Below are 23,921 nucleotides of genomic sequence, written 5' to 3'. Positions count from 1 at the left end.
TCGCAGCATCTAATTGAATCAATAATTTTGCCTCGTACCGAAAGGTATGGGGCTTTTTTTATGCCTTCTTCCAGACAACGGCATGAATGAGAGTCAGAGAAATCCTCTGGCTCTTTTTTCATGCCTGCATGGAGGACGGGCAAATGGAAGGACGGTTTACAAAGCGTATTCGTGATTCTCCTTTTTCCTTGAAATTTCGATTTTCAAATTTCAAGAACACGGAGGAATAAAGAATGTATTTTGATCCAAAAGAAGTCGGAAAACGAATTGCGAAACTCAGAGAATTGCTGGGATATAACCAGGAACAATATTCTCAAAAAATCAACATCAGTAGGAGCGCTCTATCCAAAATTGAGATTGGTGACAGAAGTCCCTCTATTGATTTACTTATTGAAATTGCAGAGCTGTCTGGAGTTACATTGGACTATTTAATTTTGGGAAGAACACCACAGGATGGTAATAAGAAACTCGGGATGCAGTTGGTTATTTCTTTTTTGACTGAGTTGGAAAAAGAGTTATAAAAACTGGAATTACTATTTTTCTCTCTGCAAATATGTTTTTGCAAATCCTGGCATCCCTTCTGGATTTGCATACTCTATACGATTAGGGGATTGGCACTTTTCCTGTAAGCGGAGAAGTGCTTTAATGACACGATTTCTTTCAGATGCGTCAGCCTCATTATCTATAGATTTTAATACATGGGAAAATCGAATCCGAATCATCAAATCCTCTTTTCCTTGCCAATTATAAGAATAATCTTTAAAGAACGAAGCCATTTCTTCGTCGTTTGCAAAATCATTTAGTACAGATTTTTTAATAATAAAATAGTCATCTGTAAGTGGGAGTAGCCCAGGAATAAACTTTTTGCACTTTTCTTTACTTAATTCATTTTGAAATAAGACAAAATTACACAGTAGAGGTTTGTCCGATTCGGATTCGGATGTAATTGCAATCCCTTTTCGATAATAAAGCTTTTCAACATTATATGCTCTGTAATCAAAAAAGAAAGAATAAAACTGACCTTCATCATCAGTTAATGTCATCGTAATAATCTTTTTCTTTGGTATTAACACAGGTATTCCTTTATATATAGCGGTATGTTCTACCATCTCACCACTTACTTTTTCAGGATTGCTGTATGTAATAAGTTTTGCTAACGTTGAATCGGCAAAAGAATCTATTTGTAGTGTGAACTTTATGATCTCTTTTCTTTTAATGTTTTTTGTATACATATAGCCATAAAATTTCCCGAAATATTTTCTGTCAGTTAGAATTGTTAGATTTTCAGCAAGAGCGTCGGAAGAAGGAACAGGTTTGCGATCTTGTGATGCAGGTGCAAAAATAGTTGCATAATCTAAATTCCAATATCTACAAAGTGCAAGTACAAGGTGTAAATTGGGGGTTGTTGGGGATGGGCTTTCCGAAAGCATATCATTCAATGTATTATAACTGGCTACAAAACCATCGTCCATTTTAGCAAGAATTCTCTGCAAACTATATATAGAAGGACGCTCCTCAAGTTCTCTATAAAATCTAGCTAATCGCTTCTTGATCGCAATATTCTGTATTGCCTTATCTTCGGAATACTTTGGGTTTTCATTTATTCTAATTGGATTTTTTCCCATTGTAGTACCTCCTCAATTATTATGATTACTATTATATATTGGCTTTCAAAAAATTGAAATATATTTTCAGATTTTTGCAGAAAAACACATTATTTTTTAGCATAAAGCTCTCATCCATAGTTAAGGACAGTAATGACGGTAGAAAGTATAATGAAACCAGAAGATAGAAATATCAAATGTTTCAAAAGACTTAGAAAACTGTCCTTGATCGTCTGCGCAGATTTCCGGCAAGGACAAATTTAACTGAATATGAGAACAGTTATTCCGGAAGTAATGTTCTAACACTCAAAATGGAGTGCACCATTTATATGTTAGAACGATTTCTTATCCGGTTTATTGGTTTGTTATGGAGCTCCTTTTCGAGTGTTTCGAAAGGGAGCTTTTTATGTATAGGCTGTGCTATTGGAAAGATAAAGCCATTATATATCGCATTAGTCTTACCCAATTATGTATATGGATTAGAGCACCTCCGGCTGTTCTTGAAATTTTAATTTTCAAATTTCAAGAACACGGAGGAATAAAGAATGTATTTTGATCCAAAAGAAGTCGGAAAACGAATTGCGAAACTTAGAGAATTGCTGGGATACAACCAGGAACAATATTCTCAAAAATTCAACATCAGCAGGAGTGCTCTATCCAAAATTGAGATTGGTGACAGAAGCCCCTCTATTGATTTACTTATTGAAATTGCAGAGCTGTCTGGAGTTACATTGGACTATTTAATTTTGGGAAGAACACCACAGGAGGGTAACAAGAAATTAGGGATGCAGTTGGTCATTTCTTTTTTGACTGAGTTGGAACGGGAAATGTAATTGTGCACAGATTGTGCAACGGTTGCGCACTGCCAGTCAATCGGATTGTCCGTGTATTTTCAGTACAATTTAATCAAGGTTAAAAACACAAATTAACCGTTTGTACCTTGAAAACTGCATAGACATTCATCAAACACGTTCCTGTTGCCGGTGCGAGAGCATCAGCCACATCAGCAATACGCCAGGACGACTTCAATCAGAAACACAGGGTCACCTATTTTATTTTGTCTGTTCATTCTGATGGTCAGAGCGAGAACTATTGGCTTGTAAATGTCGGATTGCTTCCGACAAGGCAATGAAAGCAACAGGTATAATGATACTTCTGCCCAGCCACAGTCCACACAATGGGGGCAGCCCGGTGAGAACCACGGGGAGGTTAGATTCCTATGGTGCTGGTCAGCAGCCAGCCGTTTGATGACTTCCCTGTAAGAAATCATCTTACTGCCCAGGGGTGTTGAGAACAAATTTGGGTATATCACATATTTTCAGGGAGGGCTGCGATAGCTGTATGGTTATTTGCAGCCCTTCGTACATACCCAACGAGAGGAGGAAACATACAATGATGAAGAAAGATTGGGTGTATCGTAGAGGCGATATTTACTATGCAGATTTGAACCCGGTATGTGGCTCTGAGCAGGGTGGCAAGCGACCGGTTGTTGTTATCCAGAACAACATTGGAAATGTACATTCTCCCACTTTGATTGTCGCCACTATTACCACAAAACAGGATAAACGGAAATACCCAACACATTATCCGATCAAAGAAAATCCTGCTTTTACAGAACCGTCTGTTATTATGCTGGAGCAGCTTCGCACCATTGATAAAAACAGAGTGATTGGATACTTAGGAAAAATCACAGCAAAGGATATGCTTGGTATTGATCAGGCGTTAGTGCTCAGTCTTGCACTTGAACACCTTGGAAATGCTGTTGTGAAATATATCGTGAAGGAATAAGGAGGGCTACATAATGTTTGAAGATAGAATCGCTGCCTTGAATCAGGCAAACACTGAGAAGATGGCAATGGGAGCCATGCAGTATGATAAGAGAACCTATACAGTTGATGAAATCCAGGATATTTTGGGAATCAGCCGGACATCTGCTTATAATCTGGTCAAAAAGAATTATTTCCGCTGTGTACGCATTGGTGGGACAATTCGCATTTCCAAAAAGAGTTTTGATGAATGGTTAGATCAGCAGAGTTGAATTTGTCAAGGATGTCAGTTCTCCTGGCGACAAACTTAAGGAATTGTTATTTGTTCGATATACTTTAGCTAAGCCAAATGACTTAGCTAAAGTTTTTACATAAGGAGGACATGATTATGCTACAAGCAAGAAAGCGCACGAGTATGTCTGTAATTGAAATGGGCAAACGACTCGGACTTGGTAAAACAGAATCTTACTGGCTTATCAAGAAGAATTATTTCCAAACGATTATGGTAGGAAAGAAAATGAGGGTGATGATTGCGAGCTTTGAAGATTGGTACGCCAATCAATGCCGCTATCATAAAATTGATGGTACACCACCAGGAGTACATATTAAAGAGATTTCCATGACAGCTGATGAGCTGGGGAATCTCCTCGGAATATCAGAAGCATCTGCCTATGAGCTGATTGCAAAGGGTCATTTTGAAAAAGTTGATGATCTTGCGAAGATGCGTATTACGAAGGAGAGTTTTTGGAAATGGTACACAGCACAGACATTTTACCGAACGGTTGAAGATCAGGAAGAAGATAAAAAACTAAGGCAAGATACCTATACAATGCCGGAGATCGGTAAAATGCTTGGGCTGTATCGCAATCAAGTTTATTATATCGTTTCAAAGGGTGTATTCGATATTGTGCAGATTGGACGGTATAAATGTGTTACAAAAGACAGCTTTCATCGTTGGTATGAGAGCCAGTCCCACTACAAAATGGTGGGAAAAGCTGATATGGAAGAAAGGAGCGAGTAACTATGGCATCTATCGTAAAACGAAAAAAGAAATACTCTGTGGTCTATACATACGTCGATGAATCGGGCAAAAAGCGTCAGAAGTGGGAAACCTTCGATACCAGCACCGAAGCAAAAAAAAGAAAGAATCAAATTGAGTACGAACAGGAAACGGGCAGCTTCATTGTTCCGACTGCCAAAACGGTAAACGATCTCCTGGAAGAATATATGTCTATCTATGGAGTAAACACCTGGGCGATGTCTACTTATGAAAGCCGTCAGAGCTTGCTTTCCAATTATGTTCGTCCAATCATTGGCGATATGAAACTGGAAGATCTGAATCCCAGAGTGATGGACAAATATTATCGTGACCTGTTGACTGTTAAGGCGGTATCGACTCGATTCGTAAAAGCGAGGACTGAATTTGTGACAGCGAAAACCGTCAGACAAATCCACAAGGTACTACATAATGCCTTTAATCAGGCGGTAAAGTGGGAACTGATTTCCCGTAATCCGGTAGAACACGCAACTCTGCCAAAGACAGAAACCAAGCCAAGAGAAATTTGGACAGCGGACACGCTGATTAAAGCTCTGGAGGTTTGTGATGATGAAATTTTGAGCTTGGCAATCAATCTAGCTTTCTCCTGTTCCTTGCGAATGGGTGAGCTGCTGGGATTGACATGGGATTGTGTGGATATTTCTCCTGCAAGTATTGAACAGGGGCGAGCAAGTATTTTCGTAGAGAAAGAATTGCAGCGTGTCAATCGAAATGCGATGGAGAACCTGAATGAAAAAGATATTATGTTTAAGTTTCCCCGAACATTTGCCAGCACACACACTGCTTTAGTTTTGAAAACTCCAAAAACCAAAACAAGCGTGAGAAAAATCTTCCTGCCTAAAACGGTTGCCGAAATGCTCGTTGAGAGAAAAGCTACCATTGAGGAACTGAAAGATTTGTTTGGCGATGAATTTGTTGACTTTAATCTTGTGTTTTGCTCCAGCAATGGAAAGCCGATAGAAGGACAGGTCATCAATCGAGGATTCAGTAAGTTAATCGAGGAACATGGGCTTCCAAAGGTGGTTTTCCATTCCCTCCGTCATTCCAGTATCACTTATAAGTTGAAGCTGAATGGTGGCGATATGAAGTCGGTGCAAGGCGATTCCGGTCATGCACAGATCAAGATGGTAGCTGATGTATATTCGCATATTATTGATGATGACCGTCGGGTGAATGCTGCGAGACTGGAAGAAGCATTTTATTCTGGCAGACAAGCTGAACCGGAAGAAGTGGTTGAAAAACCGGCTGAGCAAAAACCTCAAAGTGATCAGGAACTTCTCCTGTCGCTCCTTCAAAAGCCCGGTATGGCTGAACTGCTTAAGACGCTTGCTAAGTCGATGTAAAATCAAAAGGCAGATCCTTTCTTTTGAGAGGGTCTGCTTTTTCAGTACATATTTAGAATTTGGTAACACAAATTATGCTGATTTCGTGTTACAATACATATAGCAAACGGTAAGATAAGGGCATCTGCACTTTGAATTTGTACGGCATATCACTATGCTGTATTTCGTATCATTTGGCAGTACTCAGCAGGTTAGACTTGAACTGAAAACAGCCACCATTTTTCAGATGCTCAGCTAATTACTTGCCAATTAGACCTGGTAAAATCCCCTTGTACAGGCTATCACACGGTAGTATCTCATGAGATATGGAACAGTGAAAAAGCCTTGAAATTACGGGATTTCTTAGCACTACATAGCATCTCCTGATGTCGTATCGGAGCTTCTCCTAAGGGTTAGTTACAGGTTCGATTCCTGTTGGGGGTGCCAAAACATCCGGTCTAAAAAGGCCGGATGTTTTTTTATTGCTGACAGTGAACTTTTCTTCCCTTGGTGCTAAAAAAGTGTCTTCTTGTAAACCATCCTGTTTCACGGTATAATGAATTAGCAATTGCATACAGCAAGATAAAAATGGAGGGATTTTTTTGAAACACAGTAAAACCATCAAGCTCACCTTATCTGCCATGTTTCTGGCGCTGGGATTTGTTCTTCCCTTTTTCACCGGCCAGATTCCTCAGATTGGAAACATGCTGCTCCCCATGCATCTGCCTGTCCTGCTCTGCGGACTGATCTGCGGCTGGCAGTATGGCTTTGTGATCGGGCTTTGTCTGCCGCTTGTACGCAGCATGATTTTTGGTATGCCGCCTATCTTCCCGACCGGCATTGCTATGACCTTTGAACTTGCCGCCTATGGCCTGATCGTTGGTCTTGTCTATCAGGCTGCCCGCCAGAAAAATACACTCTCTGTCTATCGGGCATTGATCATTGCCATGATCGGCGGCCGCATCATCTGGGGCATCGTCCGCGTTCTGCTCACCGGTGTGGGTTCACAGGCTTTCACCTGGCATCTGTTTTTGGAAGGTGCACTCCTCACCGCTATTCCTGGCATCATTCTCCAGCTGATTCTCATTCCGGTACTGATGGCAGCGCTCACCCGCAGCGGACTGCTCCCACTGGAGAAAGCACAGGCTGTGAAAGGTTAATGTATGGAACAGACTGTTTTTACCATCCTGCAAAAGATTCACAAACTGCAAAAAGGCCAAGCCCCTTTGGTCATCGCAATCGACGGCAGATGCGGCGCTGGAAAGACCACACTAGCCCAAAATCTTTCTCAGGAGCTTTCTTGTTCGGTCATCCATCTGGACCACTTTTTCCTTCGTCCACAGCAGCGAACCCCGGAACGCTTAAAGCAGGCCGGCGGAAATTTTGACCGGGAACGCTTTCTTTCGGAGGTCATTCCCTTCCTGCGGCAAAATCAGCCATTTTCCTATCGCCCATTTGACTGCAAAACACAAACTTTGTCCGAACCGGTCATGGTCAAGCCCGGCAATCTTGTCATCGTCGAAGGGTCCTATTGCTGTCATCCGTCCCTTTTCCCGTTTTATGATTTGACCATCTTTCTGGATGTCTGCCCGCAAGAGCAGATCCAGCGCATCACCTGCCGCAACGGGGAAAAGATGGCACAGATTTTCCAGACACGATGGATTCCGATGGAGGAGGCGTATTTTTCTGCCTTTTCTATCCCGCAAAAGTGTGATCTTTTCTTTTCGAAATATCCTCAATAAAAGCAAAAAGCACCACTTTCGTGGTGCTTTTTTGTGCTTATAAAGCCGAAAAAACTATCCTATCTCTTGCCCATTTCATCCGTCATCTACTACTGAATATCAATCCAAATTCCAGTATCTCTCATTTCTGAATTAGGAATACTTCTATAAAACCTCTGCGCCTCGTCATTGGATGCCGTTAATGCAATCAATGTCTCTATATTCTGACTTTTTAATCGTTGTATCAATTCAGAAAGCATTCTTTGTGCCACACCAGAATGTCGATAGCTTTTGATCACACAGATCCAATCCAAATATGCTTTTTTTGATCCGTCAAAATGGCTGGCAATGATAGACGAATCTATTCTGCCAACTACTTTATCATCCACATATGCTAATAAGGATAACGAGTGATCAAACGCAGGGTCATCAAAACTCTTTTTGACAGAATCAATGTACTTTTCATCAATTTCCCAGCCCCAAAAATCTTCTTCTTTCCGAAGGCGAGCCTCAAAATCGAGTACATCCTGTATCAATTCTTTTGTATAAACTCTTACTTCTATTTCCATGTTGAAATACTCCTCAAACTTTATTGCTTATCTTCAACACTTCTTCTCTATTTCCAGCAGCCGTTTGCAGCTGACATCGATTCCGATTGCTCCCAGTGGTGCGGTAATCAGGATTGCAACCACCGCTACTGAAAGGACCATCTGACCACAGGCAAGCCCCATTGCCAGCGGCACCGAGCCCATTGCCGCCTGTACTGTTGCCTTTGGCAGATAGGCAATCACGCAGAACAGACGTTCTTTCCAGCTGAGTTTGGTCGCTGCCACACACAGCAGCACGCCCACCGAGCGGAAGATAAGCGAAAGGAAGATCAGTCCCACTGCAGCAAGTCCTGCATCCAAGGTATAGCGGATATCCACCGCAGCACCCACCAGAACAAACAGGATGACCTCCGCCGCAATCCAAAGCTTTCCAAACTTTTCCGAAAGGCGCTTTGTAACAAATTCCGGCGATTTTATCTTGACCACACACGCCATGCTTACCACCGCAAGCAGTCCGGAAACTGCCACGATGCCCTCAAGCCAGCTTTCCACTGCCATCAGCAGGAAGGACACGCCCAGAATCACGATCACCTTCATGCTGTTGCGGATATATCGCTTATTGCGATATGCTGCTTCGAAAAACAGATTGAGCAAAAATCCAACCAAGGCACCCAGTGCAATACCCAGCAGGATGGAAACTGGGATGTTCACAAAGTCCATCCAGTTTACTGTTCCGGTTCCATTCTGTGCCATCCCTGCAAAGGTGGTAAACAGCACAATTACAAAAATATCATCGCAGGAAGCGCCCGCCATAATCATCTGCGGGATGCTCTTATTGGTTCCAATTCCGTTTTCCATCATCGAAACCATGCGGGGAACTACCACCGCCGGAGACACCGCAGCAAGCACCGCACCCATCACAGCACCTTCCAGCGGGCTGAGCCCCAAAAGCAGCGGAGCAAACAGGAAATATCCCAGAATCTCAAGCGGTTTTGGACACTTTTTGGATGCGTCCAGGGGAGAACTTCATTCCCGAAGGTATTTTAACACAGATCATCTGTTTTTGGAAGCAGGCTGTTTAAGGACAGAAGCCAAAATATTATCTTTACACTCTGCTTCAAACTAAAGTTTCAGCAAGCCTTTTCCTTTGTGGAGCTACGCGCTCCACACCGCGCCTACTTTCTTATGTAAAGAAAGTAGGCAAAGATACACCAAAAACCTCCTGGTTTTTGGATTTCCAACAGAAGGGGGAGTTCCCCCTTCGATTCCCCCGGTGAAGCACCAAACTTCCGTGGTAAACGAGGGGGAACGTCACGGAGTGACTGTGGGGGAGACTTCCCCCCGAGGAGATATCAAAGAGGACACTTCCTCTTTGATACGCTTTTGGATACTTTTCTCGTAAAAGAAAAGTATCCGCGGGGGTGGGCTGCGTAAGCCCACAGGGACATTTTCGGTTTTTTGCAAGCAGGCTGTTTGGAGTATAATTCCAAATGTTATTTGTCTTTAACTTACTTTCAGCAAATCTGTTTCTTTTGCAGGGAGCTCCCCGCCCCTGCACCCCGGGGATACTTTCTTATAGAAGAAAAGTTAAACTTCGTTTAACTACCAAAGATTCACAAGGAACCTGTTGGTTCCTTGACCTCCAACAGAAGGGGGAGTTCCCCCTTCGATTCCCCCGGTGAAGCATGAAACTTTCATGGTAAACGAGGGGGAGCGTGGTCGTTAGACCACTGCGGGGGCAGGACAATGTTATAGATTGCGGAAAAATAAAGTTTCGTGTCATTGTCCCCGAGAATGTCGCTTTGCTCCATTCTCCAACGAGCGAGTGTGTTAACACGAGTGAACGCCGCGTACGGAAACTACAATTTCGCACCAGATCAGAGCGCGAAATTGTGTCCAGCTTCAAGCTGGCGCGGGCGTGGGCTGCGTAAGCCCACAGGCTGAGCCTGCGCCTGATTTCGCGCTATGGCATGCTGTAGGATTCTAGCTTCAACACACGGCACAAGCCCACAGGGAAACTTTTGTTTTTTGCAAAAGTGTCACCTTTCCTCCAAGCGGTAAATGCAATTACCTGAGCAAACGCTGCGTCTCCGATCCACTCCCACACTCCTATAAAATCGCCAGATTCTCTACGATTTCCTCTACCGTGCTGCTGATAATTCCTTCGTTTTGAATCACCACATCCGCTACCGAAAGATATTTCTCCCGTCGGGCATTGAAGATCTCTTCCAACCCCTCTTTGGTGTTGTTTCGCACCAACGGACGGTCGCTTGTTTGAATCCTTCGATAGCAGGTCTCAAAGGAGCAGTCCAGAAATACAATCGCTTCAAATCCGCCGCCGTTTTCTCTCAAAGCCTTGACTGTCTCCGGCTGCATCAAAAAGCCGCCGCCAGTGGAAATTACGGTATTTCTGCGCCGCCCTAAGCTGGCTGCGGTCTGCGCCTCCATCTGACGGAATGCTGCTTCCCCATCCTGAGCAAAAATTTCGGGGATCTTTCGTCCCTCCCGCTTTTCGATCATCGCATCGGTATCCAGAAATTCCCACTTGAGCCGAAAGGACAGCGCCTGTCCGACGCTGGTCTTGCCGCATCCCATAAATCCGCACAGCAAGATGCGCTGTACTCCTTTTTTAACCATCGGTTTTGCCATGGTTTTCCTCCCCACTTTTACAGAAGATTCTGCATCGCCTCGATCACCCTTGATACCTGCTCAAAGGTAAATTTCTTTCCAAACCAGATTTCCTGCGCTGCTACTGCCTGCCAAACCAACATTCCCATTCCGCCGATGGTCTTACAGCCGGCTTTGCTTGCCTGCTTCATCAGCAGAGTTTCCTTTGGGTTATAGATGCAGTCAAACACGGTATCGACACAGGATAAAAATTCTTCCTTCACCGGAGAAGCCTCTGTCTTTGGATACATACCAACCGGGGTAGCGTTAATCAAAAGCTGGAATCTGCCGGTATCGCCCTGACCTAATGTATCGATATCTGCAACGCTTACCTTTGCCCCGGAAATATCATGGATATGTTCTGCAAGCTCCTGCGCCTCTTTCATGCTCTTCTGGCGCACTGCGATCACAACCTCACAGCCGCGCAGCGCACACTCGGTTGCAAACATTCTGCCAACGCCGCCGGCACCCAGCAGGCATACCCTGCCCGACAGAGAAACACCGTTTTGCTCCATGGTCTTGACAAATCCCACACAGTCGGTGTTAAAACCCGTTTTGGTTTTGCCAGACAGCCCATTTTTGATCGAAACGGTATTGACCGCCCCATGATTTTTTGCGCTCTGGTCTAACTCATCCAGAGAATCCATGATCCGCACCTTATAAGGGATGGTGATGTTAAATCCATCCAGAGAAAAAAGCAGAGCTTTTTTCTGGTCAAACTCTTCGGGAGAAATCTCAAAAACATGGTAGCTCAGTTCCTCGCCAAGTTCTTCCGCAAGCATTTTATGCAGCTGGGGCGAGAGGCTGTGTCCCAGCGGATATCCCAAAATCGCAAATTGTTTCATCGTTGTTTCATCCCTTTTCCAAAGTTTTTTTATGCATTGCATATTGATAAAAATACTATATCACACTAAAGCGCTGATGACAAGATTTTGGGAAGAAACCCCCAAAACCAGCATGAATTGTTTGAACAGTTTTGAAAATCTGTCCGGATATGCCAAAATAGATATTGACATCATTCTCATTCCATGCTATAAAAAATAAGCTAGTATCTGTTATGCTGTTTTCATACAGAATACAACAGAGAGCATTTGTTTTTTCTTATTGCATCCGTTTTACAGTATTGATAGACACATTTTAAACGGAAACCCAATTTTGATCTGGAAGAAAGGAGGGAGAAGAATGGATATTTTTGAACAGGTAAAGAAGATTCTCTGCGACCAGCTCGACCTCGACGAAGAGCAGGTAACCGAAGATTCTGAAGTAATCGATGACCTGGGTGCTGACTCCCTTGATATTGTAGACCTGGTTATGACTCTGGAAGAAGAATTTGATACCGAAATTCCGGATGAAGACATCGAAAACCTCAGAACCGTTGGCGATATCGTCAAATACATTGAGGAGCGCTCTGCTGAATAATCACTTCCAGCGGGGAGATCCCCCAAAAACATGTGTTTTAGGACCGGTTTTTCCGGTCCTTTTTTCATGCCCAAAATGGGTCATATCCCGTCTGTCTCCGCGATTCCCAGCCTTTGCCTAAAATCTTCTTGCTTCCCCTTTTAAAATATGGCGGATTCACCCAAAAATGCCGTCATCAGGTCTTTTCTATTGAATTTCAGTGGGGAAGGTAATATAATAAAATGAGATTCTTTTACGCAGGCAAAATCCCCTTTGCGGATCAAATAAAGGAGGACAATATTTCATGGCAAACAACAAAAAAATGGTCGAAGACATCACTTCGATGGAAGTCGACTTTGCAAAATGGTATACCGATATTGTAAAAAAAGCAGAACTGTGTGACTACTCTTCTGTTAAAGGCTGCATGATCGTTCGCCCATACGGCTATGCGATCTGGGAAAACATTCAGCACATTCTGGACGCTGAGTTCAAAAAGACCGGCCATCAGAACGTGGCTATGCCGCTCTTCATTCCAGAAAGCCTGCTCCAGAAGGAAAAAGACCACGTAGAAGGTTTTGCTCCGGAAGTTGCATGGGTTACTTACGGCGGTTCCGAAGAGCTGGAAGAACGTCTGTGCGTTCGTCCAACCTCCGAGACCCTGTTCTGCGACCACTACAAAAACATCATCAAATCCTACCGTGACCTGCCAAAACTGTACAACCAGTGGTGCAGCGTTGTTCGTTGGGAAAAAACCACCCGTCCATTCCTGCGCACCCGTGAGTTCCTCTGGCAGGAAGGCCACACCATGCACGAGACTGCTCAGGAGGCTATCGACGAGACCGAGATGATCCTGAACATCTATGCTGATTTCTGTGAGAAACAGCTTGCTATGCCGGTTGTTCGCGGCAAAAAGACCGATTCCGAAAAATTCTCCGGTGCTGAGGCTACCTACACCATCGAAGCAATGATGCACGACGGCAAGAGCCTTCAGGCAGGTACTTCCCACTACTTTGGCGATCACTTTGCAAAAGCATTCGAGATCGAGTTCCAGAACCGTGAAAACAAACCACAGACCCCACACCAGACATCCTGGGGCGTTTCCACCCGTCTCATCGGCGGTATCATCATGACCCACGGCGATGACAACGGCCTTGTTCTGCCACCTGCAATCGCTCCAATCCAGGTAGTTGTTATCCCGGTTGCTCAGCACAAAGAAGGCGTTATCGAAAAGGCTCAGGAAGTCAAAGAACGTCTTGCAAAACAGTTCCGCACCGACATCGACATCTCCGACAACTCCCCAGGCTGGAAGTTTGCTCAGTACGAGATGAAGGGTGTTCCGCTGCGTCTGGAGATCGGTCCAAAGGACATCGAACAGAACCAGTGCGTCATTGTTCGCCGCGACAACCGCGAAAAGACCTTTGTTTCTCTGGACGAACTGGAAAGCAAAGTAACCGAACTGCTGCAGGCTGTTCATGACGGCATGTACGAAAAAGCACTCCAGAACCGCGAGAACCGAACCTGGGCTGCTCTGAACCTGGATGAACTGATTCAGATTGCAAACGAAAAATCCGGCTTCATCAAAGCAATGTGGTGCGGAGACGCAGAATGCGAAGCAAAACTCAAAGAGGTTGCTGGTGTATCCTCCCGCTGCATGCCATTTGCACAGGAACACCTGTCTGACACCTGTGTTTGCTGCGGCAAGCCTGCAAAATCCATGGTAATCTGGGGCAAAGCATATTAATCAGGCTGTACTTTCTGAGAAAGTACCAAAGCAATTCGCCTACGGCGCAAAGACAGATAGTTTGGACAATGGCACGAAACTTTATTTTTGCATCGTCCATAGCATTGTCCTGTCCCTGCAGTCACTCCGTGACACTTCCCCTCGTTTATCGCAAAAGCCTCGAACACCATCGGGGGAATCGAAGGGGGACCTCCCCCTTCTGTTGGAGGTCAAGGAACCAACAGGTTCCTTGTGAATCTTTGGATACTTTCTTTTCATAAGAAAGTATCCCCGGGGTGCAGGGGCGGGGAGCCTCCCTGCAAAAGAAACAGGTTTCCTGAAAGTAAGTTAAGGACAAATAATATTTCTAAACAATAGCTTACCAAAACCCGAAACTTTTCTGTGGGCTTACGCAGCCCACTCCCGCGCCAGCTTGAAGCTGGACACTGTTCGCCTACGGCGCAAAGACAGATTGTTTGCACAATGATACAAAACTCTATTTTTGCACAATCTATATATCACCTACAGCACCCTATTTTCTGGGGTGCTGTTTTTTTCTATCCTTTGGATAGTCCTTCGGAGTGTCCGAAGGACTATCCGAAGGATTACCCGCCTCCAGAAAAATCCAGAAATGAAACGAAAGAATGATCAAATCCCCCAAAGAATTAGTTTTATCTTAACATTTCCGCTAAAAATGTGTGGTATACTGAAAACCAGAAAAGCAACAAAGACTTGTCTTGTTTCGACGATATTCTTTCTTATTTTCTCCCCTGGAGGATTGTTTATGACTCGTTATTACAAAGTTCCTTCGGACCCATCCTCCTATCGGCCGGATGATCCGAACTCCTACACCTATGTGGATGGCTACGGCTTTACTCCGCCGCCGCCCATCCTCACCGAACGCCGCCTTCTCCAGCGGTATTCCAACGGGCTTGGGTTTTCCATCCTGTTGTATTTCATTCTGACCGCGTTTGTCCCCTTCCTGATTTTGTGGGGATGCGCCGTCTTCCGTCCTGCAATCCGTATCTATGGCAATCAGGTGCTGGCATCCTCCAGCATCATTCAGCTGGTCAACCTCCTCTCTTCGGTGATCTGCCTGTTCCTGCCATTCTTCCTGTTCGTGCTGCTCTCGCACGTTCCGTTGCGGATTGCTTTCCCGCTTCGCCGTTTTTCGTCCTCGCTGTGTGTTCCATGCATCTTTGTTTCGCTGGCTGTCAGCGTGGTCGGTGTGGTTTCCTCCTCTTTGCTGGGAAACCTTCTCTCGCTGTTCTCTCTTACGCCGCACACCAGTCTCTATCTGCCGGAAGAAACCGGTGCCCGAGTCCTGTTTGGCCTCCAGCTCTGTCTGATTGCTCCTCTGGTGGAAGAATTTGTGTTCCGCGGCATGATCTTCCAATCGATGCGCCGCTTTGGTGACAGCTTTGCGCTGATCCTGTCCGCAATTTTGTTTGCGATGTTCCACGGCAATCTGGTGCAGGCACCAAATGCCTTTTTGATGGGACTGGTCATCGGTTACTTCGTGCTTTACTCCGGTTCTTTGTGGGTGGGCGTGATTATCCACATGGTAAACAATATCCTCAGCTTTGCGATGGATCTGATTGGCACCGTCCTTCCCGCTGAATATCAGGCGGTGTTCACCCTGTGCATCTTCGCCTTCTATCTGATTTCCGGTCTGGCAGCGCTTCTCCTGCTGGTACGAAAATATCCTAACATGTTCATGTTTATCCGTTCCACCACCCTTTCGACCGAACGAATCAAATACCGCGTTGCCTTTTCCTCGGTGACCATGGTATTTGCACTGATCCTTCTTTCTGCAATCATTATTCAGAACATGATTGCCTAATCTTTCAAAATCGGTGGTGAAACTATGCAGCAGTCCATTCCATCCTATCAGCAGCGCGATGCACACTGGATGCATCAGGCGCTGCTGGAAGCTAAAAAAGCCGCAGCTCTGGGAGAGATTCCGGTCGGAGCGGTCATTGTGCGGGATGAGCAGGTCATTGCCCGCGCCCACAACCGCCGGGAGCTAGATCAGGACGCGATGGCGCACGCTGAGGTGCTGTGCATCCAACAGGCCTGTCGTGTGTTAAACAGCTGGCGGTTGAGCGGATGCACCCTCTATGTCACGCTGGAGCCCTGTCCGATGTGCAGCGGTGCAATCATCAACTCCCGCCTGGATCGGGTGGTATACGGCGCCAAGGACGACAAGGCGGGCTGTGCCGGTTCGGTGGCAGACCTTTTTGTGATGCCGTTTAACCATACGCCTGTTATCCGCTCGGGCATCCTGGAAGAGGAATGTGCCGCGGTACTCAGCGAATTTTTTGAAACTCTCCGTAAAAAGCCGGAAGATTTTGAGCAAAACTAAAGCTTAAAATCCCGGCTTTTTTGTTTTAAAAATGCCGATTTCAGGCTCTTTTTGCGCAGTGCCAAATTTTTAGCGCAAAATGCGCCTTTCTTCACTTCAATTCAACAGAAATCCACATGATGGATTGTTGAAAACTTCGTTGAAACTGTTAAAACTATGATATTTTACTTCCATTTTACATTTGGTAATCAACTTTCAACTATTTCAACCACCTGTTTGTGGAAATATGTGGATGTTTTTTCCGACAACAGTTTATCTTTTTTCCTTGCAGTCAATAGCACGAAATAGTATAATAGAACCATGAGAAATACGCAAAAATCCGTTGATTTCTGTACGAAAGAGGTGACAAACGTGGCGCGTGCCGTAGTGTGTATTACTCCCCCCTTCGGAAAGATCAAACCGCTTTCCGACCTGGTGGTTTTTTCGGATGTAAAATCCTATATTCCCGAATGGGACACTCCCGATTATCTCAATGCCTGCCGCAAGTATGCGATGAAAAACAACGTCTACCTGGTTCCAAGCCGCTTTGTAGTCAACAATATTCTTTATCTGTGTTTGTTCTCTCCCAAAGGCGAGGTTCTGGGCATCCAGGGCGCTACTCACCGCAACCTGTACAATCAGGCGGAGCTTTCCCAATATGACAAAATTGAACCGATCCAGACCCCTATTGGAAACATCTTTCTGTGTGTGGATGTGGACATCTATCATCCGCAGGTGCTGCGCATTGCCCGCATGAAGGGCGCACAGATCGTGATTGCTTCCCAGTTCATCGACTCCTATCAGCTCAGCCGCCACATGCTGACTACCGGCATCTGGAACGCCGCACAGTCAAACGGCGTCTATGTTGTGGGCTGCTGCAACTGTTTTTCTGCGGTCGCTGCTCCCTGCTGTCTGACACAGGACGAAAGCGGCTATCTGGTTCCTCCGGCAAGCTCTCATTCGCTGTTTGCAAAGTTATACCTCAATAAGCTCAATAAGAGCGAATTTGGCGGCAACCTGCCGGACAAGCTGGATCTGCGCATCTATGAGAAAGGAGGGATTTCCTGATGAACTTAAAACACATGGCTGCTGCAAAGCTTCTCTGCTCCAACTGGAGCAGCACAAAGCTGGATCATCTGCTGGAACAGACCGACATCAGGATGTCCCGTGCGCTGGATTATGTCATGCCAAACAATATCAAGGTATCCTGCGTTCAGCTTTCCCTCAAGGCAGAGCTGCCATTTAAGGACTGCATGGAGCTGATTTTGGCAAACGTCAACACCGCCGTTGCAGACGGAACCCAGCTGATCGTATTTCCAGAGTATATCGGACTGCTTCCGATTTTAAGCTCCCCTTCCATCTTTGATCTGTGCTACCAGTTCTCGGAGGACCTGATCAATCAGGACCGGGAAGCGGTGGAAGAAGTCCTGCATTTTTACGGCAAATATCTTGCCCAGCCGCTGCTGGAAAGTTATCTTCACTTTTTCTCGCTGCTTGCCATCAAATCCTCGGTATACATTCTGGCAGGCAGCATGATCGTCAAGACCCGCGAGGGCTTTGTCAATCGCTCCTTCCTGTTTGACCCAGACGGCAATGTGGTGCTGCATCAGGACAAGCTGCACCTCTCCCCTGCCGAAAAATTCTGCGGTCTGATTGCTGGCAAGAGCATCTCGGTCGCACAGACCAAGCTCTGCCGCATGGCAATCCTGACCGGTATGGATCAGCGCGTCTATGAAGCGGCAAATGCTGCCCATCTGATGGGTGCACAGCTTCTGCTCTGCCCTTCCGCTTTTTGCGAAAGCAACAGCAGTGAGTACTTCCAGAGCTGCTCCTTCATGCGCTGTCAGGAACAGCCGGTATTCGCCATCTCTTCCTGGCTGACCGGTGACTTCATGGATCTGCCGTTCCGCGCAATCAGCGGCATCTATGCGCCATTTTCTGCAAGCAAGATGGGCAACGGCATCATCATGCAGACCGAACGTCCAACCGCAAATGCCTGCCTGACCGCCCGCATCGACCTGGAGCGGCTGAGCCAGGACCCTGACCTGTACATTTCGGACATTAACCCGATTATTGAGGAAATGGCACGCAAGGAATATGCACTTGCACGCCAGACCAAGCCATCAGGCGCCGAGGACAACGCGGATATGGAAGAAGAGGAAGCAAACTCCTATGGAGCTATCCTTTCGGATGAAGGCTTCTCTGAGGAACAGCAGGCTTCCGAGAATACAGAATCCCCGAGCAATGCCGGTCTTTCCGAAATTGAGGACATCCTGCAATCCGAGCCTTCCGAAGAGCCTCCTGCTCCGGCAAAATCTCGTTCCGGCTCCGATATTCCACCTGCCATCCAATTCCCGGGCAGATAACCACTAGACGGATAACCATCAGGCGGATAACGACAGTTATCCGCCTTCTATTCTATTGAAAGAAGGAAAAACCCTATGCATCCTTTTCTCTCTCTGGCTGTTCTTGGAATCAGCGCGGGTGCTGTCAGCATCCTTCCCTCCTTCCAGAAACATCCTCTGCAAAGCAAATTTTCCCGCCGCACCTTCGCGCACCGCGGGTTGTTTGACCATCTTTCCCGTCCGGAGAACTCCCTTGCCGCTTTCGGTGCTGCGGTTGAGCACGGCTACGGCATCGAACTGGACCTTCAGATGACCGCTGACGGAAAGATCGTAGTGTTCCATGACGAGAGCTTACAGCGGATGTGCTCCACCCCACTGAAAATCGAGCAGAGCACCTTTGCCGAGCTGCAAAAACATCCGCTGCTGAACTCCGATCAAACCATCCCGCTCTTTTCTGAGGTACTTCAGCTGGTGGATGGAAAGGTTCCGCTGATCGTTGAGATCAAATCCACCGAACACTATGAACTGCTCTGCCTGAAGGTGTACGACCTGCTGCGCCGCTATCCCGGCGACTACTGCGTGGAGTCGATGAACCCCATGATGATGGGCTGGTTTGCCAAAAATGCACCACAGGTGATGCGCGGTCAGCTTGCTACCCGCTTCCGCGAAAAATCCGCGGCGATGGTTCCGGCGGCAGCGCTGAGCAACATGATGTTCAACTTCCTGTCCAAGCCAAACTTTATCGCCTACGATCATAAATACGCCGACAGCAATCATGTCTTTCAGCTGCTCAAAAGCCTCGGTGCCATGACGGTCGGCTGGACCATCCGCGAGCAGGACTATCAAGATGCCATCGGAAAATATGACGCCATCATCTTCGAGGGCTTTTTGCCTCCGGTTCGGTATTAATTTTTGAGGTCCTGCAAATTTTCCACAACTTAACATGGAAACTGTGAAAAAGAGGAGACTGTAAAAAATCTCCTCTTTTTTTCTTTTCTATATTGACAAGTATCTTTGTCAATGCTATACTAAAGCCAAGATAAATGACAAGGATATATGTCATTTTGAAATAGATTCTTGTCAAAACGAAAGGAGATGCGACATGCCGTTAATCAACCATCTCAAGGAATATCGGGCGAGATTCCACCTGAGCCAGACCGATCTGGGGAATCTGGTCGGTGTTTCCCGCCAGACGATCAGCCTGATTGAGCGCGGAGACTACAATCCCTCTGTCACGCTTGCATTAAAGATTGCGAAGGTGCTGGAAGCGACGGTGGAAGAATTATTCTCTTATCTGGAAGAACAATAGACCAATTCATTTTGAAGGAGGGTTCTCTATGAAAAAACATCCTGTTATCAAGTATATCCTGATTTTGATTATCTCCGGTTCGTGCGGCGCGCTGGCTTCTAGGATTTTTATGAATTTTGAGGACGGTGTTGTCGGTGCAATCAAAAATTTCAGCGAGTGGTTTGGCTCGATGACACCGGCGCTTCATATCAGCATCTGTCTTTTCCTGTCGCTGATGTCGGTTTATTCCATTCATAAGCTCAAAAAGCTGCTGAACAGCATCACGCCGGAAAATGAGGACGAAATCTACGATCAGATTGAAAATCAATCCAATCCCGGCATGATGTGCAGTGTGCTGTGCACCATCTCGAACTTTTTCTTCCTCGGCGCATCCACTGCTTATCTGATCCCGAAAAATATTCTTATCAGCGCAGTGGCAACCATCGTTTTCCTGTCAATCAACACCTGGGTGGAGGTAAGCCAGGTCAACCTCATCAAAAAGATCAACCCGAAGTTTAAAAACACCGATCCGATGTCGATGCGTTTCATGAAGGACTGGGAAAAGGAAAGCGACGAGGCAGAGACCTTTGAGATGTATCGTGCTGGTTACCAGAGTTATAAGAGCCTGCGATATGCGTTTCTCATCGCATTTGCTCTGTGCTGTATGATCCAGATTTTTTATCCGATTGGTTTGGCTCCATTTATTCTAATTGCGATTTTCTGGGGCGTTCATAGCCTGAGCTACCTCAGTGCTTGTGGAAAACAAAAGAAATCCTAAAAATAAAGTTTTACTCAATTTTTTTCAAAAAATTGCGGTTTCCAAAGGCAGAGCCTTTGGTCGCACTCTGCGGAGTGCGAAACTCTTTATCCGTGAAAGCGCATTTTTGAAAGTGTGAAAACTTTTTGCAAGAGAAAAAGTTTTCACAAACTACCGGATTCAACAGGCTGCCCCCGAAAAGTTCCCAGTGGGAAGTTTTCGGCAGTACCAACTTGAAGCCGAACACTGTTCACCCTTGGCGCCAAGATAGATTATTTCATCAAAACAAAAACACGATATAAAAAAACGATAGAGATGAATCAGTTTCCATCTCTATCGTTTTTCTTTTATATTTGAAATAAATTTCCAAAGGCAATGCCTTTGGCGCACTGACGTGCGGCAGTATCGAAACAGCTCTCTGCCCCTATCCATTTTTATTTTATTCTGAAGTGTCACAGGGGCGTTGCCCCCGTACCCCCACCACCTTTTAGAAAAGGTGGACGAAAACTTTTGTTTTGTTCCAACGCAAAAAAAGAGACTCCCGAAAATTCGGGAGTCTCCTGACAACTAGGAAATGTAGCCAGCTGCTTTGAGGATCTCAACAGCTTTGTCATGGTTTGCTTCGGACATCATAACCAGAGGTCCAGTACAGCCCATGCCGCTTTCTGCGTAGATCTTAGCTTTCCACAGAGCCTGTACAGCGTCTTCCAGGTCCATAACCTCGATACCAGCAACGGAAGCGGTTACGATTTCCTTTGGTGGGCACTCTACTACTTCTTCGGAAGCTTCTTTCTTAACTGGTTTGCGAGCAGCGATAACTTTCTCCAGACCAGCTTTCTTAGCAGCAGCATATTCTTTTGCAGCAATTTCTCTGTAATTGCCTTTTACCAGCTGTGCAGCGTATTCCATAGCGTTAGCCAGAACAGGAGCACCGGAAGCACGGGATACGATCAGAACCAGTCTGTCGTAGCCTTCACCGATACCAGGGCCGTAGCCGTAGCCAACAGCCTCGTAGCTACCGCCTGTGCAGTAAGAAGACATCATCTTCATCAGGATGTTACCTGTCAGAGAGTCTGTTACCATAACGTCGCAAGCGCCAACGAGAAGGTCGTTACCTCTCATAACGCAGCCGCCGTCTGCACGGGAAGATTCTGCAAAGTGGATGTCGTAGCCGTTAGCCTGAAGTTCTTTCAGAGCGCCTTCGCACTGTCTAGCGCCGTCAACGTTCAGGATACCAACGGTTGGGTTTTTGATACCGCATGCTTTTGCAGTAATGATACCAGCGATTGTGTTGCGGATCATTGCTTCAATTCTTTCAGCAGCGGAAGTACCGGTTGTGTTAGCGATGAACATCTGTTTGCCTTTACCAGGAGTGATAACACGGCCAACAGTGGAAACGCCGATTGGGAATGGATAATGCATGGTTACACAGCCATCGATGTCGCCGTTGTCCAGCATTTTTTCCATTTCTTTGTACATTTCGTCTTCATCAGAAACTTTAACGGTATTGAATTTTTCGTTTTCAGCAGTGCCGATGAGGGTAACATCAACACCTCTGTCAGCAGCCAGAACAGCAGCTTCAACAGAGTTTGCTTCGCCATGTTCGCTTCCCAGACCTGTTACAGCGATTCTTGGTCTAGCACCAAAGGAGCCAGTTTCAAGACCAGTAGCAATGTCCATGAAAGTTTTGGCAATCATTTTTTCGATCTGTGCCATAATGATCTCCTCATTCCTTTCCGATTTTACAGACTTCGAATCTGCAAGATTATTCTTCTTCAGCAGCAGCCAGCAGGGAAGCAGCGAAATCTTTCATTGCTTTACCGATGAGGCCTTTGATGTGCTCTTCAGAAACTGCAGCTTCTTCTGTCTTACCGGAGTTCTTGGTGATCATTACAGAAACACCGTCGAACAGGTTGGTCATACGGCCGAGGAACAGAGAACCTTTACCGATGATCATAGCTCTGTTAACTTTGCCTTCGAGGATGTCGTCGCGGCAAACACCAACGTATGGAACGCCAGATGGAATGTGACCCTGTGTTGGAGCCCAACCAACCATACCGTGCTCAGCTGGGAAGGTAGCGAGGTCTTTCTTTTCGAGGTCGCCTCTCTTAACGCCCAGAGCAGCGATCATCTTGTAGTTAGCAAGCGGAACGTCGCCAGCGCCAGCAGGTTTGGTGATATCTGGGTTCTGCATTTCAGCAGAGTATTTATCAACGTCAGTGATCTTCAGACCAGCAGCATCCAGAGGATTGGTTACCAGAGAAGAGATAACGTTCTGTGGAGCGGAACCGGTACCAACAGTGTGTTTACCAGTGTGCTCGGTGTCAACTTCTGGGTTAACGCCGTCGTTTTCGCTCAGAAGGATAGCGAAACCGCCGATCATATCTTCAAGGATTGGCAGACCTTTCTTAACATGGTCTTTACCGTTCATACCCAGTTTAGCGGTACAACCACCAGCAACTACAACAACGTTTTTGTGTGTGCCAGCTTTTACCAGGGAAGCAGCGTTGATGAATGCATGGGTAGGACCAGCACAGAAGCCACGAACATCGCAACCGGTTGCATTAACAAGACCTGCGATTTCTGCGGAAGCTTTTGCAAAGTTGCCGCCGCCACGCTGGTTCATATCACCACAAGCCTCTTCGCAGCAGTCGATAACGTAGTCGATATCTTCTTTGTTAACGCCTGTTACGCGGATCAGGTGCAGCAGGGACAGAACAGCAGATGCTTTGGAAACCATGTTCTCGAGCATTGTGTGAGCAGAGAGGTTTTCGTCAACGTCATGAGCTCTCTTTACGAAACCAACAGTTTTGCCAGCGAATACCAGTGGCTCAGCATGTTCTTCGTTTACAAAGTGCTCAACTTCGGAAGCGTCAACACCTTCATGGATTCTTGCAACGATGGAATCGTCGATTACTGGGTTAGCAGCAAATTTTTCTCTTGTTGCAGCTACGAAGCTCTTTTCCAGCATAACCAGTTCGAAAACGTCTACGCACTGCATCAGCATGTAGAATTCGTCTTCTGGCATGATTTCGCCGTATTTACCAGTTCTCTGGTTCATACCTTCAACTGTGGTGTCAACCCATGGCTGATCGTATTTAGCCAGTTCATCTGGATGCATGTTGCCGATGTAAGTCTGGTTTGGCAGGTAAGCCAGAGCCTGTTCGTATGTTCTGATGTGGTTTGGCAGTTCTTTGAGGTACTCAGAACCTGGGTTTACGATTCTCTCAGTTGTCTGAGTTGTACCATTTTCCATTACCATGTCTGGTGTATGGGCAAGGATATAGCTTGCGCCTTTGATTACACTGTTCATTGTAGTCACGCCTCTCATTCACTTATTTATGAATCTTTTTTCATCGGGTACTTCCCGATTCCAACCATTTT

24 protein-coding genes are annotated in these 23,921 nt (G+C 46.0%); 17 read left to right on the top strand and 7 right to left on the bottom strand.

Annotated features, from left to right (window positions below; all coding sequences use genetic code 11):
* Positions 1–233: 233 nt before the first annotated feature.
* Positions 234–521 (top strand): helix-turn-helix domain-containing protein, encoded by a 288-nt coding sequence (locus BQ5375_RS04235; protein ID WP_076917449.1) that lies wholly within the window; start codon positions 234–236, stop codon positions 519–521.
* Positions 522–533: 12 nt separating this feature from the next.
* Here the strand turns inward: BQ5375_RS04235 and BQ5375_RS04230 are convergent, their stop codons facing one another.
* Positions 534–1,625, bottom strand: a complete 1,092-nt coding sequence (locus BQ5375_RS04230) for a hypothetical protein (protein WP_076917448.1) — start codon at positions 1,623–1,625, stop codon at positions 534–536.
* 524 nt (positions 1,626–2,149) lie between these two features.
* Between BQ5375_RS04230 and BQ5375_RS04225 the strand changes: the two genes are divergently transcribed.
* The 7 genes from BQ5375_RS04225 to BQ5375_RS04195 all read left to right on the top strand — a co-directional run bounded on the left by BQ5375_RS04225 (position 2,150) and on the right by BQ5375_RS04195 (position 7,491).
* A complete protein-coding gene (locus tag BQ5375_RS04225; RefSeq protein WP_076917447.1) occupies positions 2,150–2,437 on the top strand; it encodes a helix-turn-helix domain-containing protein in 288 nt (95 codons plus the stop codon).
* A 562-nt stretch (positions 2,438–2,999) separates the two neighbouring features.
* A complete protein-coding gene (locus BQ5375_RS04220; RefSeq protein ID WP_076917584.1) occupies positions 3,000–3,392 on the top strand; it encodes a type II toxin-antitoxin system PemK/MazF family toxin in 393 nt (130 codons plus the stop codon).
* A gap of 13 nt (positions 3,393–3,405) precedes the next feature.
* Positions 3,406–3,642 (top strand): helix-turn-helix domain-containing protein, encoded by a 237-nt coding sequence (locus BQ5375_RS04215; RefSeq protein WP_022364501.1) that lies wholly within the window; start codon positions 3,406–3,408, stop codon positions 3,640–3,642.
* 116 nt (positions 3,643–3,758) lie between these two features.
* On the top strand, positions 3,759–4,391 hold the full coding sequence (locus BQ5375_RS04210) for a helix-turn-helix domain-containing protein (protein WP_076917446.1): 633 nt from the start codon (positions 3,759–3,761) through the stop codon (positions 4,389–4,391).
* 2 nt (positions 4,392–4,393) lie between these two features.
* Positions 4,394–5,770: a tyrosine-type recombinase/integrase gene (locus tag BQ5375_RS04205; protein ID WP_022364499.1), complete on the top strand. Its 1,377-nt coding sequence runs from the start codon at positions 4,394–4,396 to the stop codon at positions 5,768–5,770.
* Positions 5,771–6,351: 581 nt separating this feature from the next.
* A complete protein-coding gene (locus BQ5375_RS04200; protein WP_022132055.1) occupies positions 6,352–6,909 on the top strand; it encodes an ECF transporter S component in 558 nt (185 codons plus the stop codon).
* A 3-nt stretch (positions 6,910–6,912) separates the two neighbouring features.
* On the top strand, positions 6,913–7,491 hold the full coding sequence (locus BQ5375_RS04195) for a uridine kinase family protein (RefSeq protein WP_022132054.1): 579 nt from the start codon (positions 6,913–6,915) through the stop codon (positions 7,489–7,491).
* Positions 7,492–7,580: 89 nt separating this feature from the next.
* Here BQ5375_RS04195 and BQ5375_RS04190 read toward each other — a convergent pair whose 3' ends face one another.
* From BQ5375_RS04190 to aroE, 4 genes are all read right to left on the bottom strand, one after another.
* Positions 7,581–8,039 (bottom strand): GNAT family N-acetyltransferase, encoded by a 459-nt coding sequence (locus BQ5375_RS04190; RefSeq protein WP_022132053.1) that lies wholly within the window; start codon positions 8,037–8,039, stop codon positions 7,581–7,583.
* 33 nt (positions 8,040–8,072) lie between these two features.
* Positions 8,073–8,984, bottom strand: a complete 912-nt coding sequence (locus BQ5375_RS04185; protein WP_328587006.1) for a cation:proton antiporter domain-containing protein — start codon at positions 8,982–8,984, stop codon at positions 8,073–8,075.
* A gap of 1,143 nt (positions 8,985–10,127) precedes the next feature.
* On the bottom strand, positions 10,128–10,667 hold the full coding sequence (locus BQ5375_RS04180) for a shikimate kinase (protein ID WP_022131607.1): 540 nt from the start codon (positions 10,665–10,667) through the stop codon (positions 10,128–10,130).
* Positions 10,668–10,684: 17 nt separating this feature from the next.
* Positions 10,685–11,530 (bottom strand): shikimate dehydrogenase, encoded by an 846-nt coding sequence (gene aroE, locus BQ5375_RS04175; protein WP_076917444.1) that lies wholly within the window; start codon positions 11,528–11,530, stop codon positions 10,685–10,687.
* Between the two features lie 337 nt (positions 11,531–11,867).
* Between aroE and acpP the strand changes: the two genes are divergently transcribed.
* The 9 genes from acpP (at position 11,868) to BQ5375_RS04130 (ending at position 20,558) form a co-directional block, all read left to right on the top strand.
* On the top strand, positions 11,868–12,104 hold the full coding sequence (acpP, locus tag BQ5375_RS04170; RefSeq protein ID WP_022131609.1) for an acyl carrier protein: 237 nt from the start codon (positions 11,868–11,870) through the stop codon (positions 12,102–12,104).
* Between the two features lie 283 nt (positions 12,105–12,387).
* Positions 12,388–13,824: a proline--tRNA ligase gene (proS, locus tag BQ5375_RS04165; RefSeq protein ID WP_022131610.1), complete on the top strand. Its 1,437-nt coding sequence runs from the start codon at positions 12,388–12,390 to the stop codon at positions 13,822–13,824.
* A gap of 763 nt (positions 13,825–14,587) precedes the next feature.
* Entirely contained in the window at positions 14,588–15,646 is a 1,059-nt protein-coding gene (locus tag BQ5375_RS04160) for a CPBP family intramembrane glutamic endopeptidase (RefSeq protein ID WP_022132094.1), read from the top strand.
* Positions 15,647–15,670: 24 nt separating this feature from the next.
* Positions 15,671–16,168 (top strand): tRNA adenosine(34) deaminase TadA, encoded by a 498-nt coding sequence (gene tadA / locus BQ5375_RS04155; protein WP_022132095.1) that lies wholly within the window; start codon positions 15,671–15,673, stop codon positions 16,166–16,168.
* Positions 16,169–16,519: 351 nt separating this feature from the next.
* Positions 16,520–17,215, top strand: a complete 696-nt coding sequence (locus BQ5375_RS04150; protein WP_022132096.1) for a nitrilase-related carbon-nitrogen hydrolase — start codon at positions 16,520–16,522, stop codon at positions 17,213–17,215.
* Complete coding sequence (locus BQ5375_RS04145; protein ID WP_022132097.1) at positions 17,215–18,513, top strand: nitrilase-related carbon-nitrogen hydrolase; 1,299 nt, start codon at positions 17,215–17,217, stop codon at positions 18,511–18,513. The genes BQ5375_RS04150 and BQ5375_RS04145 overlap by 1 nt, the downstream gene beginning before the upstream one ends.
* A gap of 75 nt (positions 18,514–18,588) precedes the next feature.
* Positions 18,589–19,401, top strand: coding sequence for a glycerophosphodiester phosphodiesterase family protein (locus BQ5375_RS04140; protein WP_022132098.1), 813 nt, complete (start codon positions 18,589–18,591; stop codon positions 19,399–19,401).
* Between the two features lie 193 nt (positions 19,402–19,594).
* Positions 19,595–19,801, top strand: a complete 207-nt coding sequence (locus BQ5375_RS04135) for a helix-turn-helix transcriptional regulator (protein ID WP_022132099.1) — start codon at positions 19,595–19,597, stop codon at positions 19,799–19,801.
* 28 nt (positions 19,802–19,829) lie between these two features.
* A complete protein-coding gene (locus BQ5375_RS04130) occupies positions 19,830–20,558 on the top strand; it encodes a DUF3169 family protein (protein WP_022132100.1) in 729 nt (242 codons plus the stop codon).
* 546 nt (positions 20,559–21,104) lie between these two features.
* On the opposite strand, the gene grdD is transcribed toward BQ5375_RS04130, so the two are convergent.
* Together grdD and grdC are read right to left on the bottom strand one after the other, a co-directional pair.
* Positions 21,105–22,253 (bottom strand): glycine/sarcosine/betaine reductase complex component C subunit alpha, encoded by a 1,149-nt coding sequence (gene grdD / locus BQ5375_RS04120; RefSeq protein ID WP_022132197.1) that lies wholly within the window; start codon positions 22,251–22,253, stop codon positions 21,105–21,107.
* Between the two features lie 49 nt (positions 22,254–22,302).
* Positions 22,303–23,850, bottom strand: a complete 1,548-nt coding sequence (gene grdC, locus BQ5375_RS04115; protein WP_022132198.1) for a glycine/sarcosine/betaine reductase complex component C subunit beta — start codon at positions 23,848–23,850, stop codon at positions 22,303–22,305.
* Positions 23,851–23,921 lie beyond the last annotated feature (71 nt).

The organism is Negativibacillus massiliensis (genome assembly GCF_900148495.1).
Taxonomy (GTDB): Bacteria; Bacillota; Clostridia; order Oscillospirales; family Ruminococcaceae; genus Negativibacillus; species Negativibacillus massiliensis.
The sequence above is the reverse complement of the archived record's forward strand: the minus strand, read 5'-3'. Positions and strand labels throughout refer to the sequence as shown.

What these genes read in the sequence shown, in the direction of transcription:
- BQ5375_RS04235 (WP_076917449.1), top strand. Translation starts at nt 234, where the DNA reads ATGTATTTTGATCCAAAAGAAGTCGGAAAACGAATTGCGAAACTCAGA.
- BQ5375_RS04230 (WP_076917448.1), bottom strand. Translation starts at nt 1,625, where the DNA reads ATGGGAAAAAATCCAATTAGAATAAATGAAAACCCAAAGTATTCCGAA.
- BQ5375_RS04225 (WP_076917447.1), top strand. Translation starts at nt 2,150, where the DNA reads ATGTATTTTGATCCAAAAGAAGTCGGAAAACGAATTGCGAAACTTAGA.
- BQ5375_RS04220 (WP_076917584.1), top strand. Translation starts at nt 3,000, where the DNA reads ATGAAGAAAGATTGGGTGTATCGTAGAGGCGATATTTACTATGCAGAT.
- BQ5375_RS04215 (WP_022364501.1), top strand. Translation starts at nt 3,406, where the DNA reads ATGTTTGAAGATAGAATCGCTGCCTTGAATCAGGCAAACACTGAGAAG.
- BQ5375_RS04210 (WP_076917446.1), top strand. Translation starts at nt 3,759, where the DNA reads ATGCTACAAGCAAGAAAGCGCACGAGTATGTCTGTAATTGAAATGGGC.
- BQ5375_RS04205 (WP_022364499.1), top strand. Translation starts at nt 4,394, where the DNA reads ATGGCATCTATCGTAAAACGAAAAAAGAAATACTCTGTGGTCTATACA.
- BQ5375_RS04195 (WP_022132054.1), top strand. Translation starts at nt 6,913, where the DNA reads ATGGAACAGACTGTTTTTACCATCCTGCAAAAGATTCACAAACTGCAA.
- BQ5375_RS04190 (WP_022132053.1), bottom strand. Translation starts at nt 8,039, where the DNA reads ATGGAAATAGAAGTAAGAGTTTATACAAAAGAATTGATACAGGATGTA.
- BQ5375_RS04180 (WP_022131607.1), bottom strand. Translation starts at nt 10,667, where the DNA reads ATGGCAAAACCGATGGTTAAAAAAGGAGTACAGCGCATCTTGCTGTGC.
- aroE (WP_076917444.1), bottom strand. Translation starts at nt 11,530, where the DNA reads ATGAAACAATTTGCGATTTTGGGATATCCGCTGGGACACAGCCTCTCG.
- acpP (WP_022131609.1), top strand. Translation starts at nt 11,868, where the DNA reads ATGGATATTTTTGAACAGGTAAAGAAGATTCTCTGCGACCAGCTCGAC.
- proS (WP_022131610.1), top strand. Translation starts at nt 12,388, where the DNA reads ATGGCAAACAACAAAAAAATGGTCGAAGACATCACTTCGATGGAAGTC.
- BQ5375_RS04160 (WP_022132094.1), top strand. Translation starts at nt 14,588, where the DNA reads ATGACTCGTTATTACAAAGTTCCTTCGGACCCATCCTCCTATCGGCCG.
- tadA (WP_022132095.1), top strand. Translation starts at nt 15,671, where the DNA reads ATGCAGCAGTCCATTCCATCCTATCAGCAGCGCGATGCACACTGGATG.
- BQ5375_RS04145 (WP_022132097.1), top strand. Translation starts at nt 17,215, where the DNA reads ATGAACTTAAAACACATGGCTGCTGCAAAGCTTCTCTGCTCCAACTGG.
- BQ5375_RS04140 (WP_022132098.1), top strand. Translation starts at nt 18,589, where the DNA reads ATGCATCCTTTTCTCTCTCTGGCTGTTCTTGGAATCAGCGCGGGTGCT.
- BQ5375_RS04135 (WP_022132099.1), top strand. Translation starts at nt 19,595, where the DNA reads ATGCCGTTAATCAACCATCTCAAGGAATATCGGGCGAGATTCCACCTG.
- BQ5375_RS04130 (WP_022132100.1), top strand. Translation starts at nt 19,830, where the DNA reads ATGAAAAAACATCCTGTTATCAAGTATATCCTGATTTTGATTATCTCC.
- grdD (WP_022132197.1), bottom strand. Translation starts at nt 22,253, where the DNA reads ATGGCACAGATCGAAAAAATGATTGCCAAAACTTTCATGGACATTGCT.
- grdC (WP_022132198.1), bottom strand. Translation starts at nt 23,850, where the DNA reads ATGAACAGTGTAATCAAAGGCGCAAGCTATATCCTTGCCCATACACCA.